The 22,609-nt window shown below is 37.0% G+C and carries 22 protein-coding genes; 14 read left to right on the forward strand and 8 right to left on the reverse strand.

The window, feature by feature from the left end; translation table 11 throughout:
- The first annotated feature begins 45 nt into the window (after positions 1 to 45).
- The 7 genes from yycF (at position 46) to rlmH (ending at position 8,645) form a co-directional block, all read left to right on the forward strand.
- The gene (yycF, locus tag PQQ29_RS01940; RefSeq protein ID WP_003724221.1) at positions 46 to 759 is read left to right on the forward strand and encodes a response regulator YycF; all 714 of its coding nucleotides are present in this window, start codon (positions 46 to 48) and stop codon (positions 757 to 759) included.
- Positions 760 to 942: 183 nt separating this feature from the next.
- The gene (gene walK / locus PQQ29_RS01945) at positions 943 to 2,775 is read left to right on the forward strand and encodes a cell wall metabolism sensor histidine kinase WalK (RefSeq protein WP_003770200.1); all 1,833 of its coding nucleotides are present in this window, start codon (positions 943 to 945) and stop codon (positions 2,773 to 2,775) included.
- Positions 2,772 to 4,094, forward strand: a complete 1,323-nt coding sequence (gene yycH, locus PQQ29_RS01950) for a YycH family regulatory protein (protein ID WP_010990326.1) — start codon at positions 2,772 to 2,774, stop codon at positions 4,092 to 4,094. The genes walK and yycH overlap by 4 nt, the downstream gene beginning before the upstream one ends.
- A 2-nt stretch (positions 4,095 to 4,096) precedes the next feature.
- On the forward strand, positions 4,097 to 4,936 hold the full coding sequence (locus PQQ29_RS01955) for a two-component system regulatory protein YycI (RefSeq protein ID WP_003760196.1): 840 nt from the start codon (positions 4,097 to 4,099) through the stop codon (positions 4,934 to 4,936).
- Between the two features lie 117 nt (positions 4,937 to 5,053).
- Positions 5,054 to 5,884 carry an MBL fold metallo-hydrolase gene (locus tag PQQ29_RS01960; protein WP_010990327.1) on the forward strand — a complete coding sequence of 277 codons (831 nt, stop codon included), beginning with the start codon at positions 5,054 to 5,056 and terminating at the stop codon, positions 5,882 to 5,884.
- Between the two features lie 97 nt (positions 5,885 to 5,981).
- Positions 5,982 to 7,481 carry a serine protease HtrA gene (gene htrA, locus PQQ29_RS01965; RefSeq protein WP_153648444.1) on the forward strand — a complete coding sequence of 500 codons (1,500 nt, stop codon included), beginning with the start codon at positions 5,982 to 5,984 and terminating at the stop codon, positions 7,479 to 7,481.
- A 684-nt stretch (positions 7,482 to 8,165) separates the two neighbouring features.
- Positions 8,166 to 8,645 carry a 23S rRNA (pseudouridine(1915)-N(3))-methyltransferase RlmH gene (gene rlmH / locus PQQ29_RS01970; protein ID WP_045554035.1) on the forward strand — a complete coding sequence of 160 codons (480 nt, stop codon included), beginning with the start codon at positions 8,166 to 8,168 and terminating at the stop codon, positions 8,643 to 8,645.
- A gap of 31 nt (positions 8,646 to 8,676) precedes the next feature.
- Here the strand turns inward: rlmH and PQQ29_RS01975 are convergent, their stop codons facing one another.
- A complete protein-coding gene (locus PQQ29_RS01975; RefSeq protein ID WP_010990329.1) occupies positions 8,677 to 9,540 on the reverse strand; it encodes a LysR family transcriptional regulator in 864 nt (287 codons plus the stop codon).
- Positions 9,541 to 9,658: 118 nt separating this feature from the next.
- On the opposite strand from PQQ29_RS01975, the gene PQQ29_RS01980 reads away from it, so the two are divergent.
- Both PQQ29_RS01980 and PQQ29_RS01985 read left to right on the forward strand, forming a co-directional pair.
- Positions 9,659 to 10,396: an NADPH-dependent oxidoreductase gene (locus tag PQQ29_RS01980; protein WP_010990330.1), complete on the forward strand. Its 738-nt coding sequence runs from the start codon at positions 9,659 to 9,661 to the stop codon at positions 10,394 to 10,396.
- 210 nt (positions 10,397 to 10,606) lie between these two features.
- Positions 10,607 to 11,245: a DUF998 domain-containing protein gene (locus PQQ29_RS01985; protein WP_010990331.1), complete on the forward strand. Its 639-nt coding sequence runs from the start codon at positions 10,607 to 10,609 to the stop codon at positions 11,243 to 11,245.
- Positions 11,246 to 11,250: 5 nt separating this feature from the next.
- On the opposite strand, the gene PQQ29_RS01990 is transcribed toward PQQ29_RS01985, so the two are convergent.
- The 5 genes from PQQ29_RS01990 to PQQ29_RS02010 form a co-directional block, all read right to left on the reverse strand.
- Complete coding sequence (locus PQQ29_RS01990) at positions 11,251 to 13,122, reverse strand: BglG family transcription antiterminator (protein ID WP_010990332.1); 1,872 nt, start codon at positions 13,120 to 13,122, stop codon at positions 11,251 to 11,253.
- Between the two features lie 98 nt (positions 13,123 to 13,220).
- A complete protein-coding gene (locus PQQ29_RS01995) occupies positions 13,221 to 14,534 on the reverse strand; it encodes a PTS sugar transporter subunit IIC (protein ID WP_003724230.1) in 1,314 nt (437 codons plus the stop codon).
- A gap of 4 nt (positions 14,535 to 14,538) precedes the next feature.
- Positions 14,539 to 14,829: a PTS sugar transporter subunit IIB gene (locus PQQ29_RS02000; RefSeq protein ID WP_003722919.1), complete on the reverse strand. Its 291-nt coding sequence runs from the start codon at positions 14,827 to 14,829 to the stop codon at positions 14,539 to 14,541.
- Positions 14,830 to 14,845: 16 nt separating this feature from the next.
- On the reverse strand, positions 14,846 to 16,237 hold the full coding sequence (locus PQQ29_RS02005; RefSeq protein WP_010990333.1) for a glycoside hydrolase family 1 protein: 1,392 nt from the start codon (positions 16,235 to 16,237) through the stop codon (positions 14,846 to 14,848).
- Entirely contained in the window at positions 16,230 to 16,571 is a 342-nt protein-coding gene (locus tag PQQ29_RS02010) for a PTS sugar transporter subunit IIA (RefSeq protein WP_003722921.1), read from the reverse strand. Before PQQ29_RS02010 ends, PQQ29_RS02005 begins: the two co-directional genes overlap by 8 nt.
- 166 nt (positions 16,572 to 16,737) lie before the next feature.
- Here PQQ29_RS02010 and PQQ29_RS02015 point away from each other — a divergent pair, with 166 nt between their 5' ends.
- The gene (locus PQQ29_RS02015; protein WP_010990334.1) at positions 16,738 to 17,022 is read left to right on the forward strand and encodes a hypothetical protein; all 285 of its coding nucleotides are present in this window, start codon (positions 16,738 to 16,740) and stop codon (positions 17,020 to 17,022) included.
- 33 nt (positions 17,023 to 17,055) lie between these two features.
- A complete protein-coding gene (locus PQQ29_RS02020) occupies positions 17,056 to 17,607 on the forward strand; it encodes a hypothetical protein (RefSeq protein ID WP_010990335.1) in 552 nt (183 codons plus the stop codon).
- 99 nt (positions 17,608 to 17,706) lie between these two features.
- Here PQQ29_RS02020 and PQQ29_RS02025 read toward each other — a convergent pair whose 3' ends face one another.
- The gene (locus PQQ29_RS02025) at positions 17,707 to 18,924 is read right to left on the reverse strand and encodes an MFS transporter (RefSeq protein WP_010990336.1); all 1,218 of its coding nucleotides are present in this window, start codon (positions 18,922 to 18,924) and stop codon (positions 17,707 to 17,709) included.
- Positions 18,925 to 19,151: 227 nt separating this feature from the next.
- Here PQQ29_RS02025 and PQQ29_RS02030 point away from each other — a divergent pair, with 227 nt between their 5' ends.
- The gene (locus tag PQQ29_RS02030) at positions 19,152 to 20,234 is read left to right on the forward strand and encodes a threonine aldolase family protein (protein ID WP_010990337.1); all 1,083 of its coding nucleotides are present in this window, start codon (positions 19,152 to 19,154) and stop codon (positions 20,232 to 20,234) included.
- Between the two features lie 57 nt (positions 20,235 to 20,291).
- Here PQQ29_RS02030 and PQQ29_RS02035 read toward each other — a convergent pair whose 3' ends face one another.
- Positions 20,292 to 20,678, reverse strand: a complete 387-nt coding sequence (locus PQQ29_RS02035) for a DUF1433 domain-containing protein (RefSeq protein WP_010990338.1) — start codon at positions 20,676 to 20,678, stop codon at positions 20,292 to 20,294.
- Between the two features lie 113 nt (positions 20,679 to 20,791).
- On the opposite strand from PQQ29_RS02035, the gene PQQ29_RS02040 reads away from it, so the two are divergent.
- Together PQQ29_RS02040 and PQQ29_RS02045 are read left to right on the forward strand one after the other, a co-directional pair.
- Positions 20,792 to 21,937, forward strand: coding sequence for a DUF6792 domain-containing protein (locus PQQ29_RS02040; RefSeq protein ID WP_010990339.1), 1,146 nt, complete (start codon positions 20,792 to 20,794; stop codon positions 21,935 to 21,937).
- A gap of 14 nt (positions 21,938 to 21,951) precedes the next feature.
- The gene (locus PQQ29_RS02045; protein ID WP_010990340.1) at positions 21,952 to 22,380 is read left to right on the forward strand and encodes a hypothetical protein; all 429 of its coding nucleotides are present in this window, start codon (positions 21,952 to 21,954) and stop codon (positions 22,378 to 22,380) included.
- The last annotated feature ends 229 nt before the right edge of the window (positions 22,381 to 22,609 follow it).

Here is a 22,609-nt window from a genome sequence, read left to right on the forward strand (position 1 = left end):
CCGGTTAAAGCCGGCGAAATCCAGGAATGAGAGGACTGTAAAAAAATGGCAGAAAAGAAAATTCTTGTAGTAGATGACGAAAAACCGATTGCGGATATAGTTAAGTTTAATCTAAATAAAGAAGGCTTTGATGTATATTGCGCCTATGATGGCGATGAAGCGTTAGAACTTGTAGAAGAAGTTCAGCCAGATTTGATTTTACTGGACATTATGCTTCCAGGTCGTGATGGTATTGAGGTATGTCGTGAAGTACGTAAGAAGTATGATATGCCAATAATTATGGTAACTGCAAAAGATTCCGAAATTGATAAAGTTATCGGGCTTGAACTTGGTGCCGATGATTACGTTACGAAACCATTTAGTAACCGCGAATTAATCGCTCGTGTGAAAGCCAACTTGCGCCGTCATAGCCAAGTAAGCTCAAACGCTGCCGAGGAAGAAGAAAACAGTGAATTAGAAATTGGTTCATTAATTATTCATCCAGACGCATATGTTGCTTCAAAACGTGGAGAAACAATCGAACTTACGCATCGTGAATTCGAATTACTTCATTATTTAGCTAAACATATGGGTCAAGTCATGACAAGAGAACATTTACTTCAAACAGTTTGGGGCTATGATTACTTCGGTGATGTTCGTACGGTCGATGTTACTGTTCGACGTCTACGCGAAAAAATTGAAGATAATCCAAGCCATCCAGCGTGGTTAGTTACAAGACGCGGCGTTGGTTATTATTTACGCAATCCAGAACAAGAATAAATAAACAAGAAGTGGTCGCCAAGTAAAAAACTTGGAGGACCACTTTTTTTGGGTATATCCGCATACTTAATAATTATTTTTATAAATAAATTGACCCAAATAACAGGAAAAACAATACGTCTACCCCATAACATATGGTATACTAATTTAAATATATTACCCCGAATAGGAGTAGAAAGACTTATGCATAAAATGAGATTTTTTCAGTCTGTACAATTTAAGTTAGTTATTATGTATTTGCTATTAATTATTGTAGCAATGCAAGTAATCGGCGCGTATTTTGTACGTGAGCTGGAAGGGCAACTGGAGAAGAATTTTCAAGATTCAATCACGAATAGCATCACGTTGCTGGATTATAATGCTAGAGAAGAAATCATAAAAAATAGCGATAACTCAGTGAAGCTACAAAATGATATTCGAGAGCTTTTGGTCGACTATTCTCGTGCAAGCAGCAACATAATCGAAGTAAGAATAGTAGATGACAAAGGCAAAATTCTCGGGACTTCCAATTTAGATAATCAAGGCATCGTTGGGCAAAAAAGTAACGATCCCCTTGTTAAACGAACCTTATCACTCGGAACTACATCTGAGGATAAAATTTATAAAGACGAATCAAATAAAAATAACCGTGTCTGGGTGAACGTATCCTCCATCAAAAATAAAGGACAAGTGATAGGGGCTATTTATCTTGTCGCTGATATTGAAAGTGTATATAAACAAGTGGATGATATTACGAACATTTTCATTACTGGTACTTTGATTGCCATGATCATTACAGCGGTACTTGGAATTTTACTATCCAGAACGATTACGAAGCCAATTATTGAAATGAAACGTCAAGCCTATGCGATGGCGCGAGGAAACTACAGCCGGAAAGTTAAAGTCTATGGTGTGGATGAAATTGGCGAACTAGCAGATTCCTTCAATACATTAACAAAACGTGTTCAAGAAGCACAGGCCATGACAGAAGGAGAACGGCGCAAACTTTCCTCCGTACTTGCCTATATGACCGATGGAGTAATTGCTACAGACCGCCGCGGAAAAGTTATTCTTATTAACACGCCAGCTGAAAAAATGCTACGCGTTAAGCATGAGAGTGCCAATGGTCGATCAATTATTGATGTACTAGATATTGGTGATACCTACCAATTTGAAGATTTGATGGAAGTCGATGGTTCATTAACGATGGACCGTAGCACGCTTGATAAACCATACGTACTGCGCGCTAATTTTTCCGTTATTCAAAGAGAAACTGGATTTAATAATGGTGTTATTGCGGTACTACACGATATTACCGACCAAGAAAAAGTCGATCAAGAACGCCGCGATTTCGTTTCTAATGTGTCGCACGAATTAAGAACCCCGCTTACAAGTATGCATAGTTACTTAGAGGCTCTAAGTGACGGGGCATGGGAAGATAAAGAAATTGCGCCACGTTTCCTTGAAGTGACTCAAAACGAAACAGAACGAATGATTCGTCTTGTAAATGACCTGCTTAAACTTTCAAGAATGGACGGAGGAAGAGAGCAATTAGAAAAAAGTTTCGTTAATTTCACAGACTTCTTCAACCATATTATCGATCGTTTTGAAATGATGAAAAAAGAAACAATCATGTTTAAACGCCACATTCCAAAAGAACCGGTTATCATCGAAATTGATGAAGATAAAGTAATGCAAGTATTAGATAATATTATTTCGAATGCCAATAAATATTCACCGGACGGGGGTCGAATTTCTTTCTACTTGAAAAAATTTGAAGATGAAATTGAAGTTAGTATAGCTGACGAAGGTTTAGGCGTACCTGATGAAGATTTAGCAAATGTATTCGACCGCTTTTTCCGTGTTGATAAAGCTCGCTCGCGGGAAATGGGAGGAACAGGGTTAGGACTAGCGATAGCTCGCGAAGTTATCGAAGCTCATGGTGGCCGAATTTGGGCAGAACGCAACAAGTCCAAAGGTACGATAATTAAATTCACCCTGCCATACAGTGACTTACCGGAGGATGATTGGGAATGATGAAAAAAACAGGATTTCGCTCATTTTTATTAACAGTTCTAGTTGTGCTCAGTATCGTCTTAAGCTACTTTATTTGGAAGGGACAACCTGATTACGAAGCGATTAACGTTAAAGAAGTTGAAAAAACAACCATTGATAAAACGATGACAACATCACAAGTATTTAAACCATATAAATTAGCTGTTAATGCAAATGAAATTAATTACCAAAGCTTAGACTCAGACTTGTTAAATGAGTTAATGGCACAAGGCAAAGCATTTAGTTTCTCAGAAGTAGTTCTTGCCAATAAAAAAAGTAATGAAGAATACGAGAAATTAATCCATAAAAATGGGACGATAGAGATTATTTTCCCTAACAATATTCCGTTTTCAATTTTTGCTCAAAATTTTCAAGTGGAAGGAGAAGGGCTAGAATCTGCCTTCTTTAATCGTATTGTATTTGATATAAATAACACGGATACTGGGCTTCATTCCGTTTATTTTGCCAATGATGACCAAGAAAATATTTACCAAAGCTCCTTGCAAAATAAAGATATTGATAAAATTGAAAAAATTGTTAAAAAGAACGAAAGTAAACTCGCGCAAAACGATAAAGTTATTTCCAACAAACGCAATCTGTTCTTAAGCTCCGAAAAAACAAAGCTAAATCGCAAAAAATACATTACAGATTCGCTTGAAATCAATCTATTTACCTCAGCGCTATTTCAAGATTCAGGTACAGTTAAGAGCGAAGGAAATACCTATACAGACGGCTCTAGCGTCATTGAAATGGATACAGAAAATAAGGTTTTAGAATATGTGAATCCTTCTCAAGAGCGCACTAATCCAGAAGATTTAAACAACGTCAAACGAGCTGGTTTGATTCAAGATAGTTTCAATTTCGTAAATGATCATGCGGGCTGGACTGGGGATGGCGCTTATTATTTCACCGGTTACGCAGCCGAAAGCGCAACGACCAATTTTAGTTTGTTTATAGATAATTTACAAGTTTATAATGAAGATGGTATGGCTGATATTTCTGTTACAGAAGGCCTCGAAGCAGTTTATAAATACATGCGTCCATTTTTCCGTTTAGATACGGACGTTCCTGGAGAGAAAAAAGAAGTAACTATGGAGTCGTCTTATTCCGTCTACAATGCACTAGTTGAAAATCCTAATGTGAAAGCCGAAGAAATAGAAGATATTGTTCCTGGCTATCACATGACAAGAAGTGAATCATCTGGCATGAACCGCATTGTTACATTAGAGCCAACTTGGTTATATAAATATCATGATAAATGGTTCATCTTCCAACCAGAAGCAGAAAAGGCGGGTGAATAAAGATGGATTGGCGTAAAACACAAATGATTTTTATTGTAACGCTCCTCATTTTAAATGTCTTTTTAGCAGTGATTTTCTTTAATAAACAATTATCAGATGATCCAGACACATTAGGAAATGAAACTTTAGAAGAACGATTAAAAGCAGATAATATTTCTCATCCTGATTTATCAAGTAAGCCAACTAGTGGAGCTATCTTCACTACCGAACAAGCCGCTTTTACGACAAAAGATGTTAGTGATTTGACAGGACAAGCAATTACACTCAAAGACAACAATAAACAAATATATTCTGTCCTACAAACACCCATAAAAGCTGGCAAAAAAGGCAACAATCCTGATTTTCAAAAATTCATGGAATCCGATGTGTATCGCGGCGAGTCTTATGAGTTTTGGAACTACGACAAAGATGCGCGAACACTTACTTTCAATCAATTAATCAATAATAATATGGTTCTTTTTGACGAAGCTGGGCAAATTATCTTTTATTTAGATAAAGATGATCGAGTAATTTCTTACGAGCAAACGTGGATGTCCAAACAAGATGATTTAAAAGACAAGACAAACTTAATGTCATCCACTGATGCGTTAGAAGCTGTTTACCAACACGGTGAGTTAAAACAAGACAGTGACGTTGTTTCTGCGACTTTCGGTTACTATACGACCGTGCAATTGCCTTCAGGGAATGTCTATTTCCCAGTTTGGTGTTTTGAAGTGAAACATTCCGGCGAGACTAGTTACGTTCTTGTAAATGCAAAAGATGAACAAGTTATTAACCAATCCGAAAATAAAACAACAACCGAGCCAACCACAGAATTATCCAGTCGTCAAAAAGCAAAATAAAATCAGAGTCAACCTAAATACATGAAATTTAGGTTGGCTTTTTCAACCGATTGGCATGCAATTTTACCGAATTAGCGTTACAATGGAAGATATATAAGCCTTTAGGGGGATAAAAAAATGTTCGCAAATAAAATTCTAACTGAAAAAGACACGGACCAAATCCGATTTAGTATATTAGCCAGTGGAAGTTCAGGAAATGCAACTCTAGTAGAAACTGGCGACCAAAAAATTCTCATCGACTGTGGTTTAAGCGGCAAGAAAATGGAAGGTTTATTCGCGCAAGTTGGTCGAGATATGAATGATTTAGACGCGATTTTAATTACTCATGAACACTCAGACCATATTAAAGGCCTTGGTGTGCTTGCTCGTAAATATAAACTCCCTATTTATGCTAATGCAAAAACATGGAAAGCAATGGATAATATGATTGGCGAAGTTTCTTCTGAACAGAAGTTTCAATTTGACATGGAAACAGTGAAATCTTTTGGGAGCATGCAAGTAGAATCCTTTGGTGTATCTCATGACGCGATTGAGCCGATGTTTTACATATTTCATAAGGGGAATAAAAAATTTGTAATGATAACCGACACAGGATATGTTAGTGATCGAATGAAAGGGCATATTGCAGGCGCTGATGCATACCTTTTTGAAAGTAATCATGATGTAGAGATGCTTCGAATGGGACGCTATCCTTGGAATGTCAAACGTAGAATTCTTGGCGACGAGGGACATGTAAGTAATGAAGATGCAGCAATAGCAATGAGCGAAGTAATTACAGATCAAACGAAACGAATTTATTTAGGTCATCTTAGTAAAGACAACAATATGAAAGAACTAGCGCGGATGAGCGTAACGCAAACGCTTATTTCAGAAGGAATCGATGTTGGTGGCAAGCTAGAGATTTTTGATACCGATCCTGATAACGCTACGTCTATCTTCACTATCTAAGTTTCACCATTTTTTTAAAGCTTTTTCATTGTTTTTTCATATTTGCGGTTTACTATGGAAGTATATAAATGCGAAATTTGCAGAGAGGAAGGAAGACATGGACGAGAAAGAAAAAAATTTAAATGAAAACAGCGAGAACGAGAGCACGCCAAAAAGAGAGGTCGAGGAGACTTTACATACAAAAGATAGCTCGCAACCAGTCCAAGAAACTCCTATAGTAGAAGGCGTGACACCAGAAGGAGAGAAATTTGCCGGAGCAACAGAAGAAGCTGCTGAGGCAAGCTCTACCAATGCATTTTTTGAGGAAGCAAGTAGTAAAGAACCTGAACCAGCTAGACCAGCTCCAGGACCAAGACGTCCTAGTGGTGCAGGTGGCGGCACGATTCCACCGAATAGAGTGAATAACGGCGGCGGTGGCAGCGGGAATCAGCCTCCGAAACGCAACAAACACTTACTTGGATACTTTTTAACTGCACTTATTGGCGTTATTATTGGCGGACTTATTATATTCTTTGTAGCATGGGATAACGGCGATAACGCAGATACAACTTCTAACTCAAATAATAAACCGACTAAAGTAGAAAAAGTTTCTGTAAATACTACCTCTGATGTAACTAAAGCGGTTGATAAAGTACAAGATGCCGTAGTTAGTGTACTGAATTACCAATCATCTTCATCTTTAGACGGAACAACAAGTTCTGAAAAAGAAGCTTCATCAGGATCAGGTGTTATTTATAAAAAAGCAAATGGAAAAGCATATATCGTGACGAATAATCACGTGGTAGCTGATGCGAATAAATTAGAAGTAACATTTACAAACGGTAAAAAATCAGAAGCAAAATTACTAGGAACAGACGAATGGAACGATTTAGCTGTCCTTGAAATTGATGATAAAAATGTCAGCACAGTTGCTGCGTTTGGCGATTCTGATTCATTAAAACTTGGTGAGCCAGCGATTGCGATTGGTAGCCCACTTGGAACTGAATTTTCCGGTTCTGTAACACAAGGTATTATTTCCGGTTTAAACCGTGCTGTACCAGTTGATACAAACGGCGACGGAACAGAAGACTGGGAAGCAGATGTTATCCAAACAGATGCAGCAATTAACCCAGGTAACAGTGGTGGAGCTTTAATCAATATTGAAGGCCAAGTAATCGGTATTAACTCGATGAAAATTTCAATGGAAAATGTAGAAGGTATTAGCTTTGCGATTCCAAGTAACACTGTAGAGCCAATCATCGAACAACTTGAAACTAAAGGCGAAGTAGAGCGTCCTTCTCTAGGCGTTTCCTTACGCGATGTTGATACAATTCCAGAAACACAACAAAAAAATATCTTGAAATTACCAGATAGCGTAGATTACGGTGCAATGGTACAACAAGTAGTATCTGGCTCAGCAGCAGACAAAGCAGGACTTAAACAATATGATGTTATTGTTGAACTAAACGGTGAAAAAGTAACTAACTCCATGACACTTCGCAAAATATTATATGGCAACGATGTGAAAATTGGCGATAAAGTCAAAGTGAAATACTACCGTGATGGTAAAGAGCAATCAACAGACATTAAATTAGAAGCAGCAAAAACAACGACATGATAACGAAAACCATCCTCTTAAAAAAGAGGGTGGTTTTTTTCTGTGGAAAACTTGTGGATAGTGATTTTTTTCAGATATAGATATGGTAGAGAACAAGAATTCGGCTACTAAATATAGGCGGTTATTGTGGATATGTGGATAACTTCTGTGGATAACCTGTGTGTAAGCAGTGAATATCTTGTGGAAAAGAACAATTTTGATAATTAAATCAATAAACTCAGATTTATTTTTGAAAAAAACACATTTTTTGCGAAAATATAGGTCAAAAAGCAAAAATGTGGATAGAAAGCCATTTATCCACAATTGAAAGATAAATAAGGCGAAAATGTGAAAGCGAAAACAACTTTATTAAATATATAAATCAATGAGAGTGATTGTGGCACAGTTGGTTAGCTTGTTTTCAAAATGTACTTTCGATACAAAATAACAAGTATTTTTGCTTGTGGATAAGCTGTGGATAGTGAAAATGGGGTATCATATATATTGTATGGAATATACGTTCGGACACAAAATAGAGAATCGGCTTGTGGATATGTGGATAGTTTTTGTGGATAAGTTGTGTATAAGGGCGGGATAACCTGTGGAGTAAGTTTTTTGTAGTAATTTCTTTTTTTCATTTTGGCTAGTGTTGCGGGGCTTCTTTGAGGTATGATAAAAGTATTAATAAAGATGAGGGTGACGTTAATGAATATCCAAATTGTGACGGTCGGGAAATTAAAAGAAAAATATCTAGTCCAGGGGATTGCTGAGTATTTAAAGCGGCTGAGCGCATATGCTAAAGTGTCAATTGTCGAAGTTCCGGATGAAAAGGCGCCAGAAGTGTTGAGTGACGCGGAAATGAAACAAGTGAAGGATAAAGAGGGAGCGCGGATTTTAGCGAAGATTCCGGACGATGCCCATGTGATTGCGCTGGCGATTGATGGGAAAATGAAGTCGAGTGAAGAATTTGCGGCGGATTTGGATAAGCTGGCGACTTATGGTAAGAGTAAGGTGACGTTTGTGATTGGTGGATCGCTGGGGCTTAGTGAGGCTGTTTTGAAGCGGAGTAATGAGCAAATTTCGTTTGGGAGGTTAACGCTGCCGCACCAGTTGATGAGGTTGGTGCTGGTGGAGCAGGTTTACCGGGCGTTTCGGATTGTTCGGGGGGAGCCTTATCATAAATAGCTAGCCGCTTGAAAGGGGTGTAATCAACAACTTAACTTTTGAAAGCTGGTTTACTTTTTTCGATAAGCCATTTTTCACCATTTGAAATTGTATGATCTGCATGATAAATTAATGTTTTTCGAAGTGCTGCATATTCTGTGGGTAATGTTTCATAGTTTAGAAAATGATAGTTTAGTGCGATGCTTTCGGGAATAATTCCAACGCCAAGTTCATTATTGCAGATTTCGACAAGTGTTTCTGGAATATTGATCTCTGATATGGAGACATTTGGGATATTAAAATCATTAATGAGAGCAGCCAGGGCGCGGTATGAATAACATTGTTTGCTGAAGACGTATAATCGTTCTTCCGCTAATATTTTTTGGACTGATTTTCCAGCTGTGTTGCCTGCGAAAACTAGTTTATCCCATGAGAGCGTTTGTGAGATGATTTGGCTATCTTGAAATAAATTTTCTTTTTCGAGTTCAGCGACATAAGCGATGGTTAGTTCTCTGTTAGCTATTTTTGGTATTAATTCACTTGTACTTCCGCTAACGATAGATAATTTTTTATTTGGAAACTGTTGATAGAACTCTTTAATGATTGTGTTAAATTCCATAGGCAAAGAAGATTGCGTAATACCGATTGAGATCGTTTCTTCTTCATTATTGATAATATCAATCGTTTCCTCCCATAATAGAATCATTTTTTTGAATTGTTGATAGATTTTTTCGCCCTCTTTAGTTAGTTCCACACCATTCGAGTGCCGGAAGAAAAGTTGAGTTTGGAACTGTTTTTCGATATTTTTTATTTTATTGGACATATTAGACTGTAAATGATGCAGTTCATTCGCTGCTGCAGAAATACTCTTTAGTTCAGCTACTTTATTAAATGCTTTCATGTTTTCAATATCCATAATTTGCTCCTTTTGATATCAAAAATAATGATACCGGCATATGATTTACGCATTTCAAATGATGGCACAGATAGATTATACTTTATTTACAGTACAAATTCAAATGGGGGGTTATGTTATGAATACAACCATTCAACAATTAGTTAAACATGTTTCAGTAAGAGAATTTAAAAATGAAAGATTATCAGATGAAACCAAACAACATTTATTAACAGCTGCGAGAAGTGCCTCTAGTTCGCATTTTGTGCAATCTTTTTCTATTTTAGAAATCACAGATGAAAAGCTAAGAAAGGAACTAGCTGAAATTACGAATAGTGCTTCTTATGTAAACCAAACGGGGACCTTTTATGTGTTTGTAGGTGATTTATACCGACAATCAAAACTTTTACTGGAGAATAATCGAACTTTGGATGGGTTGAGAAATATGGAATCATTACTCGTCTCGGTGATAGATGCAACGATTGCAGCTCAAAATATGGTTATTGCTGCTGAGTCTCTTGATTTAGGAATTTGCTATATCGGTGGAATAAGAAATGATATTGAAAAAGTAGCTGAATTGCTAAACTTACCACCATTTACGATACCTGTTTTCGGATTAACTGTAGGGGTTCCGGTATATAAAAATCAAGTAAAACCACGGCTATTACTAGAAAATCAAGTAGGTGAAAATCAGTACCCATATGAACAATTTACAGATTTAAAAGCGTATGAGGAATTGACCAAAGATTATTATGCTTTACGTGAAAAAAATCAGCATCAAACTTCATGGGGAGACAAGAATGTAGAGTTTTTTGAAGAAATACGAAGACCAGAAATAGCGGGATTTTTGAAAAAACAAGGGTTTACACTGGATTAATTAATTTTCGTTGTAGGGTGTATAAAAAATAATAGGATTAAATTTATGAAAAGCTGGAAGAGTATTTTTTCCGGCTTTTTATTTGATTTGGGCTATTATTTAGTGATAGAAAGCTTAAACTAGATTAGATTGGGATAGATTTGTATAATTAATAGGGAATTTAAATTGCACTATTTTATCCTAAATAAATTTCATAAAAGGAGGATTCAAATGAAATTTCTAAAAAAATACGGGTTTTACTTTTTATTACTCGGCGTTTTGAGTGATTTTCTAACGCCTTACATACTTGGAATCTTTTACCCAGAATTAAACCAAATGACGCGGGTTATGAGTGTGTTTGGGGATGTGGCTAGTCCGGTGCGGGGAGCGTTTTTGGTTTGGTCGGTGGTGTCTGGGGTGTTCTTTGTGCTCGCTTTTCCGGCGATTTATCAGAGCGTTGTTAAAACTTCGCGGACTTTGGCGATTTTGCTTGCTTCTGCGATTGGTTTGTATGGGATTGGCGATTGTATTTTTACCGGGTTGTTTAGTATTGATACGGAGCAGGCGAGTTGGACGTTTTCGACTTGGGTTCATAATATTGGCTCGGGGCTTGGTTATGCGGGATTTTTGATTTTTCCGTTGTTTCTGGTCATTCTTTACCGGAAAACTGGCGATAAGACCCGCAGCAATATCTATCTAGTTTTACTCATTGTTAGTTTGCTGTCGGCCGGTGTTTATGGGCTTGCGCGGATTCCTGCTGTGAATGACTTGCCGGTTTTAGATAAAATTGGATTTTGTCAGCGAATTAGTTTCTTCTTTAATTATTTGCCGATTGTTGTTTTTGGAATTGATCGGATTAGAAAACCCTAGATTGTTTAAGAATCTAGGGTTTTTTGTTCGCAAAGTTCGATAAATTGCTGGAAATCTTCTTGTTTGGCTAATTTTTTTACAAAGCTGCGTTCGTTTAAGATGGTTACGAGTTGGCCGAATAATTCTTCAAAAGAGTTGTCGCGTTCTTCTTTCATGGTGAGCAGGAGGACGAGTTTGACGCGATTTCCACCCCAGTCGATTGGTTTATCAAGTGCGCATACTGCGACGGCATTTTTCTTTGCGCTTCGCTGGATGGCGTGCGGGATTGCGTAGTAGTTTCCGTAGCATGTGCTAGATAATTGTTCTCGTTCGAACACTTTTGAAACATAGTCGGAGTCGCAGTAGTCGAATGCAGTTAACTGTTCGCAAAGAAACGTAATTACTTCTTCTTTTGATTTGAAGTTTTGTTTTGGGAAGAAAAGCTCTTTTTTGAAAAATTTTCTAGAAATCGAATCGGCTTTTGGCTTAGTTTCTAAAATATGCTTGATTTTCTGCAAATCTGCTTCGGTTAAAAGTAAATCGTAATGATAGACTGGGATGTCGGTTGTTAAGTGTAATGGTTCGGCGGTAATAATTAAATGGATTTCTTTGTCTAAGGTGAATTGTTTTATGTCGAAAATGGATTGGGAAACGAGTAAATCAATCGAAAAATCAGGTATTTTCTTTAGTTGATTATGAATTAAGCGTTGACTGCCTGCGCCGTATGGGGTAACTAAGAGTATCTTTCTCTTTTTGCCGTGATTAATTGTTTCTGAAGCGGACAGAAAGTGTAACGCAATATAAGCGATTTCGTCATCTGGGAAAGTGATTGCAAGCTCTTTTTGAATAAAGGCAGAGGCATAAACACTGACGTTATAAATAAATGGGAACTTGTTTTTTAATTCTTCGGTGAGTGGGTTGGTTAAATATTGTTTGTGATTGGCTCTTTTGTAAAGGGCTGAAATGTGGGCCACTAGATAGGTGGCTATTTTTTCGTCAGCTGAAAAGTCGATATGGAAATTTTGGTCCACTGCTTCAAGGAGCCGAGTGACAACGCTGCCAAAAACTTTTGCGTCAATGGTGGAAGTTGTCGCTAGTTTGCCAGAATATAGCCGGGCGATATAGCTTAGTTCTTGGGTTGGAATATCGATGTGCAGTTCTTCTTCTAACGTTTCGGTTAGGTGCTCTGCCATTTCAAGGCTAGTTTTATCTTGCTCTAGTAAAGCGGTTCGCTCTATATAGCTGCCCATACTAATGCGCTCAATTAAAACGGCGATATGCAAAATGAACGAAATCGTCGAAAAATCATTCATGAAAAATTCGTTCTTTTTGTGGTAGGCAATAATAAGCTCGGAAAGTTGTTTTAGATTGCAATAATCGAAGTAATCGGCGTATTTATCTAGGCTTAATTGATGGTTTTCGATTTCCTGATTGAGGAATAGATTGAAGATGCAGCGCTTTTCTTCTTCGCCGCCCTCGGTTATTAGTTCGTTGTTTTTTCGAATAATACATAGCGACTCATCTTTTTCAGCGATAACCGCGTTAAGCTCTTTAATAATACGAGCTAACGTCGATTCGCTAATGAAAAATTGATCTGCTAAATCATAGAAATTGGTATGATCTTGTTCGATTATATGGCGTAATAATTCAAAATGTAAGTTTTCGTTATTTTTGGATAGATTCATTTGTGAAAGTTGCTCATTTGGTGTTAAAAAATAGCCTTTTCCAGCTTTTGATGCAATGATTGTGGAACTAAATGACTGGTTAATTTGAATAATGTCATTTCGCACAGTTTTGGAAGAAACGCCTAACATTTCTGAAAGTGCTTTTGCTGTTACTGTCCTTTGGCTGTCGTTAAGCTTTTCTAACAATGAACGTTGCCTTTCTGAAATAGTCATTATATCCCCCCCTAATTCTCCCTTAACCTATTGTTATTATACAACACCAAATAGAGAAAGAGACGAGTTTTTTGTCCCAATCTCTATTTAAGTGGCTATCAATTAGCAGCGATGTTCTCTTCTTCGGCTTCTTTTTCTAAAGCAACGAGATTTTTCTCATATACTTTTAGGAATGGGTAGTACATTAGACCGTTTAGGAAAATCAGGATGAATACGAGAACGATGGCTCGCCAGTCCATGGTGGATAGAAATGCTCCAATTGGCGCGGGCATTTGCCAAGAGAAGACGGCGAACGTTTTTCCGACAATCCCGAAATACATACAAAGATAAGTGATGACACCGTTGAATACGGATGTGAAAATGAACGGGAAGAAGAAAATTGGATTCAGCATTAATGGTGTTCCGAAAATCAGTGGCTCAGAAATTCCGAATATGGAAGGTAAGAAGCCGACTTTCCCGACGGTGCTTAGTTGTTTGGATTTGGATCGCATCATTAAAAAGGCAAGTGCGAGAACGGAACCAGAACCACCAATGATAACGAAATACGTCCAGAACGGTGTCGTGAAAATATTCGTCAAATCTTGGCCAGCCATTTTTTCAGCGGCGTTGATTGAAAGGTTTCCGTCACGAATTGGGCCTAGAATTCCGGCAAGTGCGGCATCGTGCACACCGAAGAACCAGAATAGGTGAACTAGGAAAATACTTAGAATCGTGAATGGTAAGCTATCGGCTGCTTTGAAGCTCGGTGCCATTTTTTCATATAAGAATTGGATGGCAGTTGTGTCTAGCAGGTTGAAAATGATAAAGATAATCGAGAAAAAGGTCATTAAAATAATACCAGGAACTAGGGCTGCGAATGTCTCAGATAGTGAGGCTGGGACGCTATCGGGCATGGTTATTCGACCGACATTTTTCTTGCGCATCCAGTGATAACCTTCTACGGTAACGATGGCGACGAAAATCGAAAGTAATATTCCGCGTCCGTCAAGGAAACTAATGTCGACTTCTTTGCCGTCCCAACCCATTTTGATTGGATTAAGTACGAGCATAAAGAAACCGGCGATAGAAAACATAAGTGGGCGTAAGAAATCTTCGTGGTAGTGCTTGCATAAATAATACGTGATACCGACGCAAATATATAACGACATGGCGCCAAGTGTGATTCCACTAATCCAGTTTAAGATTAAATCATATTTTTCAGCGAAGTTAGCCCAGGCAAGCAGGAAGCCGTTTTTCGTATCATCTGTGACTGGAGCCGCTTTCAAAATAATCGGAATTGAACCAAACAATGTAATTGGCAGCATGGACATAAAGGCATCTCTGGTTGCTTTCAAATGGCGTTGCTGGCTAAGTTTGTTAGCCAGCGGGGAAATATATTGATCCATTTTTTCGCTAATGGTATTAAATCGCATGTTTTTATCCTCCTATTAATTTCTGGATGTCTTCGTAAACCCCTTTGCCATCCATGATGCCGTATTTTACTGGTGAAATGGCATGGACTGGGACGCTGACGGCCTGTTTAATTTGTGGCATAAGGAAACGGATTTGAGGGCCGATAAGAACGAGGTCGACACCGTCCAAATAATCGGTATACTCGGATTCGCTATAAGCAGTGACGTTTAATGTGTTGCCAGAAGCGGCTTCGATTTTTTTCGCAAGCATTCCTGTAGACATACCAGCATTACAAACTAACATGATATTTTTCATTTTCCTGCTCCTTTTTTTAAAATTCTCTTCGTTTGATGAGTTTTCCCTGACTTTCAATCATTTCTTTGAACCAGTAGTAGGAAGCTTTTGGTTTTCTGATTTGGTTGTTTTCGAAATCAACGGCAACAAGTCCGTAACGCTTTTCGACTCCATTTTTCCAAGAGTAAAGGTCGAACGGGGACCAAGCGTAGTAGCCACGAACGTCACAACCAGCATCAATTGCGTTGAAAATGGCGTTAATATGGTCGTTCATAAAGGCGATTCGGTAGGCATCATCTACTTGTGGCACTGAAACATCTTCGCGAACACCAATGCCGTTTTCTGTCACATAAAGTGGTAATTGATAGCGTTCGTAAGCCTCGATTAAGCCATCTTGTAAGCCTTTTGGATAAATTTCTGTATCCCATTCGGTCGTTTCGTTGGCGGGATCTTTCACTTGTTCGAACCAGTTTTTGATGAGAACTTTACTTTCGCCTTTTTTACCGCTGTGGTTAAATTGTAGCTGGGTTTCGCCGCCAGTGTATGGTTTAACGAGCGTGCGCGAATAGTAATTTAAGCCGATGAAGTCGACAGTGTTTTGTTTAATTGTTTGTAGTTCGTCTGTTTTCATAAAGCTGATGTCGTGCGATTTTGCTAGTTCGGCAATGAGATCGACCGGGAATTCACCAAGTGCGGCTGTTTCGAGAATCCAGTTGTTGCAATAGTTATCAGCGTAGCGCATCGCGATTTTCGTTTCGATACTTTCATCGACACCGTTCACCGGCGTGTAGCTGTGAACAATACCAATTTGCCCTGGATAGCCGCCTTCTTTAAAAGTCTTCACGCCTAAAGCACTCGCGTACATCACATTATAAGCCGCAATCATTGTTTTTTGCGTATCTTGATAGCCGGGCGGATAGTTGCCGATTTTATATCCGTTAGCAACAAACCATTTTGGCTCGTTAAAAGTGGTCCAATTGGTGATTTTGTCGCCAAAGTGGTCGTAACAAACTTTGGCATAATGCTCGAATGCAGCACAAACGTCGTGATCCAACCAGCCACCAGTTTCTTCCCAATATTGCGGCAAATCCCAATGATAAAGTGTCACAAACGGCTCAATATCATATTTTTTACACGTATCTAGCAAGTTTTGATAAAATTCGATCCCTTTTAAGTTGATGTCACCTTGTCTATTTTTAATAATTCGCGGCCAAGATAAGGAAAAACGATACGAATTTTGTCCGCCTTCTTTCATCATCCGAATGTCTTCCTCATAGCGGTGGTAGTGGTCGCTCGCCACATCGCCATTCTCAAGACCCGCTTCGTGCAAGTAGTAGTCCCACATCGATTCTGCCTTGCCATCCACATTCCAAGCACCTTCACATTGATAAGAGGCCGTTGCACCTCCCCATAAAAAGTTATTATTCATTAGATAAACTCCATTTCCATTGATAAATTTCTCCCAGTTCCCGAATCATTTCCACGGCAATATCCGTAGAAGACAAGTGACCCTCCGCATGAACAAGCAGTAAATCCACCTCTCTCATTCGGTTCTCTGAAGATAGTTTTCGTAAAAGTTCCGCGTGCGCTCGGTGCGCCAGTTTAATCTCATCTTTCGCTTCAGTAATTTTCTGAGTGAAAGCTTCGATGTTTTGCTGTTTTACTTCTTTCAGTGCCTCAAAAGCACAACTTTTCGCATTCCCGGCGTGTAAGATGATCGCCATGGAATCGAGTTCTGTTGTTAGTTCGTTGCTATCTGTCACGTAAAGACCTCCTTTTGATTTGTCTTTACTATAGCTGGAAAAATGGGGGAGGTGAAATTATTATTTGCCACTTTGGAAGTGGAAATTGGTTTTGGGTTGGAATTTAGGGGTTACTAGGATATGATGATAGTTAGAGAGAAAATATTACATAGGAGATGAATAAATGATGAAAAAAACAGTACACGGATGGGAAATAATATCTAATTTAGACGTAAGAGTATACCAAGATGAAGCTGGCGGGGTTGCGATTTTAGTAGATAGAGATAATTTTGGTGATCAAGTGCCAGTGCTATTGAATTTTGATGGTGATGGAGTGGATATAAAAGCTCTTTCGTATTTAACAAAAAGTGTTCGAGTTTCGCTGGATAAGAATGTGCGGATTGAATGGCATGAGGATTATTTTGAAGAGAAAACACAAGCAATGGAGAACATCGAGGTGGAACGGGATTAACCGTTAATTATATAAAAAAAGGAGAGCAACAAGATGAGCAAAAAATTAGTAAGTATTATATTTTTAGGGATTTGTCTTTTGTTAGTAGGATGTGGTAAAGATGTTGTTGATAGCAAATTTACTGGGAAGTGGAAGTTGGAATCGGTTAGTGTAGGTACGAGTGACGGGAAGAATTTAAAAGATACTGGTATGGCAAGTAAGATGAGTGTGGATCTGGACATGGATGCAGATGGTAATGTAACAGAATTGTATATTGATGATGAAGTTGCCATAACGAATTCTTATAAATTAAAACAAAAAGATGGCGATAAATACCAATATGATGGTCCGGTAGTTAGTAAAAAAGTATATGGTTATGAAACAGAAAGTGAAAAAGCGAACGTGCAAAAGGTCCTTAAAATGCTTGAAGCACAGGATGGTATTGAGATAACGAAAAGTGAACAAAAAGGAAATGAATACCGCGTGGATACTAAAGAAAAAAGAGATTATGTACTTTCTATGGAGCTTGAAAGCGAGAATTTAGTTTTGAAAAAAGTGGATGACAAAGAGAACAGTTTGATTAAGGAAACATATAAGAAAAATTAAACTATAAGAAATGGGATCCGTTATAACCACCTATTGTTTTAAAAAATATAAAATAAACGCCTCCATTAATTTCATTTTAGATGAGATTAGTGGGGGTGTTTATGATAGAAGTCCTTTTTTTATTTTATCTGAGATAGTGAATTTAAAAATATGCTTGTTTACGAAATATATGAAACTGATAAGTAAATAGGTTCCGCCGAAAATAAGAAGAAAGATAGAACTATTTAAACTATGACTACTAAAATAACCAAATAATAATGCTCCTATCGGTAATGTGGCTACACTTAGGCTATAAAGAGCGCTGAAAACTTTGCCCAAATGTTCTTTTTGAATTAATACTTGGAAAAAAGGTTTTTGGACAACATGGGTGACTCCTAAAAAAGTACTTGCAATCCCCCAGATAAGAATAATAAGGGAAGAATTTACAAAATAAGAGCTTATTAACATTGTTAGCCCAAACATGAGTGTGCATAAAGTTAGTACTTTTCCGATTTCCATGAATTTCAGTAATAAGGTGGCTAGGAGAGTTGAGCCAATCAATGTTCCAATGGCCATTGTTGATGTCAATAGTCCAAGCACAATGGCACTTCCTTGCTCTTTTGCAATTAACACTTGGTAGACATTCAATCCGCCGAACATAAAATTTGCCATGCCTCCACCGATAGCGATAAATAAAATGGTTTTATTTTGAAATAGTTCAATGAAGCCTTTAAATACATTTTTTAAGAAAGGTTCAGGTTCTTTATTATTTGCATCTGTAGGTTCTTTTATTTTTGAAAAAGAAAATATTGCGAATAAGAAGGTAAATATATTGGCAACTAAAAGGGTGATTGTTGAAAAAATATTGATTAAGAATCCTGTTAGAGCATTAAATAAATATTCAGTACCATTATAAGCAACAGACATGTATGATTGAGCACTTGCTAGCTGTTCTTTTTTTATGATAAACGGAGTCATTGCGTCTTGTATAGTATATGTATTCATACCAAAAAGGGAAGCTAAAAATGCTAAAACACATAATAAAAGAGGACTTTGAAAATCCAACAAAATACTGATAACCATAATTAAAATCGCAAATAATTGCCCGAATTCGCATAAAAGTAAGGATCTTTTCTTGGAATGTGTATCTATCCAGTGACCAAATAAAAAGGAAAAAATGTTAGGTATAAAAATAGCAAAATTAACTACTCCTACCCAAAACGAATTATTAGTGAGTGTTAAAATATACCAAGATAATACAATGTAATACATGCTATCCCCGGCATTACTGATTAAACGACCTAACCATAAATATCTAAAATTTTTGTTTTTTAACATGTGTCCAGTCCTTTTGTGTTTTATAATATGTTGTACTTCTAATTTAGCGGTTATAATTAGAATTGTCAAAATTTTTATTATAATAATGTTGGAGGAGATTGATAGGAGAAGTTGCGGGAGAGGATTTGTTGAGTCTATAATAAACTAAAAGCTGAAGATTATAAGATATATTGGGTATATAATTGTTATACAATCAATCAAGTATATCGTAAAAGGAGTGAACCAAAATGACAAACACACTAAAAACCAGCTACCAAAAAACACCTTATAAACTAGGCGGAAACGGTCCGCGCAATGTTGGTGTTCTTACAGAAGCACTTCAAAATATTGATGATAACTCAGAAAGCGATATTTACGGAAATGGTGCAGTTATTGAAAACTTTGAAACAAAAATTGCGAAAATTCTCGGGAAACAATCTGCGGTGTTTTTCCCAAGTGGGACGATGGCTCAGCAAATTGCGTTGAGAATTTGGGCTGACCGGAAAGAGAATCGGTGCGTGGCATATCATCCTCTCTCTCATTTGGAGATTCATGAGCAAGATGGGCTAAAAGAATTGCAACAAATCACGCCAATATTACTTGGAACAGCGAATCGACTTTTGACAATTGACGATATTAAAAGTCTTCGCGAGCCAGTTTCTAGCGTGCTTATCGAACTTCCTCAACGAGAAATTGGTGGACAGCTTCCTTCTTTTGAAGAGCTTGAGGAGATTTCGGAGTATTGCCATGAACAGGGTATTTCGTTGCATCTGGACGGGGCTCGGTTATGGGAAATCATGCCGTTTTATCAGAAGTCTGCGGAAGATATTTGTTCACTGTTTGATAGCGTGTATGTGTCGTTTTACAAAGGGATTGGCGGGATTGCTGGGGCGATTTTGGCTGGGAATGCTGATTTTGTGCAAGAGGCGAAAATCTGGAAACGACGGTATGGTGGAGATTTGATTAGTCTGTATCCATATATTTTGTCCGCGGATTACTATTTTGAAAAACGAATTGGGAAAATGGCGGAATATTTTGAGGCGGCGAAAGGATTGGCTGAGCGATTTAATTCGTGTCCAGGCTTGAAGACTGTGCCGGAAGTGCCGATTTCTAATATGTTTCATGTTTATTTTGAGAAGTCGGCTGATGAGGTTGGGACGATTTTGACGAAGATTCAGGATGAAACTGGGGTTGGGATTTCGGGGTATTTGCAGGAGAAATCGGCGGATGTTTGTGCGTTTGAGGTTTCGGTTGGGGATGCGTTTGCGGAGATACCGACAAAAGATTTAGAATCAGCTTTTGAATGTTTGGAAAAGGAACTTAGACTATAAATTTGGATATGAAAAGACAAGCTATTTTCTATAGTAGCTTGTCTTTTTTAGTATGAATTATATTTTATTTCGAGTGATTACTTGATCTTCATAAGATTTTAGTTCGGATAGAATTTCATCAATTGTCTTAGTTTTTTCTTTTGGCATTTCTAAGGATGTCTCTTCTTTTTCTATAATTTCATCATAACCTTTTCTTGGTTCTTGAAACATTTTATCAAGTTCTTCAGAGCTACTAAAAATTTTCACATCTTTTCCAGCAGTAAAACTCAAATTTTTATCATTATTTATGTATCCATCAATACTTATTCCAATAGGATTAAATTCTTCATTGGTGAAAGTAACTGTATTAAAATCTGGAATATTGTGTTTAAGGTACAGTGTAACTTTTTCTTTTTGCTCATTAAAAAAAGCTTGATCTTTTTTTTCTTGCTCTTGATGCTGCATATAAAGATAACCTCCTACTATAGATAATATTGTGACAATTAGCACAATAACTAGTATAATAATTTTAGTTCGTTTTGACATAGAAGACCTCCAGAGATGAAAGGATGATTGAATTGGCTACGAAAAAAACTTTTACTGATGAAACTTATTTCAAGCTTTCTGAAGCGGTGTATCAAGATGGTACATTAAATAGTAAAAAAATTAATATTGAATTAAGTGATAGAACAAAAAGTAATTGGAAAGTAGTGTCAAAATTAAATGATAGAGCTACTAACACACAAGCTTTTGCAGTTATTCCAGAAGAAAAAGGAAAAGATGGTAAAATCTATTATAACCATAATAACATGATTTTTGTCTATCGCGGAACAAAAGAGTCAAAAGATTTTGGCAGTGATATTATTAATGTATTTGCAGGGAGAAATTCTAGAACTAGTTTAGATAGAAAATCAAAAAATCCTTTCCAAGTCTCTAAAGAATGGACAGAAGAGGTATTAAAAGAATTTAATCCTAAAAATCCTACTTCTACTGGACATAGTTTAGGCGGAGCGCTATCGCATTATAATTCAATTTTATACGATTTTAATGCGACTACATACGCAGCTCCTAATATTTATCAATTATTACCTGAAGATAAGCAAAAGAAAGTTCGTGATGGCTTTTATAATAATTCAATTATTGATTTCACTCATGATGATGACATGATTGGAACTTTTGATCAATTTAGTTCACCTATTATAGGTTCCCAATATATAGCAGAACGAAATAACGTCAAAGTTGGAGCCAAAGGGCTTTTTGGAGCTATTCCAGGACATTATAATGAGACATTTGAAGGCTGTTTTTCTAGCGATGGGACGATGAAGTTAAAAGTAGATGTAGATTCTATTATTAAACATGCTCAAGACATTGATGATATTATTCAGTCACTACAAACGAATAATGCTGACTTAGAGAACCTTGAAGAAAAACTACAAATAGGTTCCAAGAAAATACAAAATCAATTAGAGGAAGAAATAAGAATTGGTGGAGCTTATAGTGAATTGACTACCTGGGATATAGATGATGTTTTAACAGAACTATGCACAAAATATAAAAATGGAGTTTATTGCTTTTATAATCCGAATGAGTTTGAAAAATATTATGAAATGAATCATCAGACACGTAGACTATTGAAAAATTTTCAAATAGAGCTTATTGATGCAGCGCAGTCTTTTCGAGAAACAGATACGCGTTTAGGAAAATGGATTTCTAATAACAATTAAAAGGGAGTGATTATATGTATGGCAATACTTATCAACGTGAATACGCCCGTGCAATTGGGAACACATCTTATGATTTGAACTATCAACTTCAAATTATTGAGCGAGAACTCAAGAAAAAAGATTTAACTGCCAAAGAACGTTCGAATTTACTTGCAGCAGAAAGTACTTTGAAAAAACAAGTTCAATTGAAAATCTTAAAGCTAGATGCAAAAAAATCAGTAGAAAAACTAACTCAGCAAACTAGAGAAGAAATAGCTATAATTCAAAAAGTAAATGAAAAAATTGGAGATGAATTAGATTTTATTCAAGATAAATTAGCGGATGCATTTGAATCAAGAACTGCAAAAGCTGTTCAAAGTTGGATGAAGCATATTCGGGAAGAAGAATTGGAAGAGCAAAAAGAGGTTCTTGTTATTTGTAAAGAAAGTATCAGAATGGATTAATATAGCGACGAAAATTAAACGAAGTCTATTCTTGTGGGCCAATACATGAACGTGTGTTGGTTTTTTCGCATATTCAAAAGTTGATTTTTAGTTTATTTATGTATTATTTCACTTAATTTGACAAAAAGTATGTTTTTATATCTTTTTGATGCTATTTTCAATGATCAAATGTAAATAATTAGTCACATTTAGATTCATTATTTCTACTATAATAGAACTAGGAAGATAA

The organism is Listeria innocua (assembly GCF_028596125.1).
In the GTDB taxonomy this organism is placed as follows: Bacteria; Bacillota; Bacilli; order Lactobacillales; family Listeriaceae; genus Listeria; species Listeria innocua.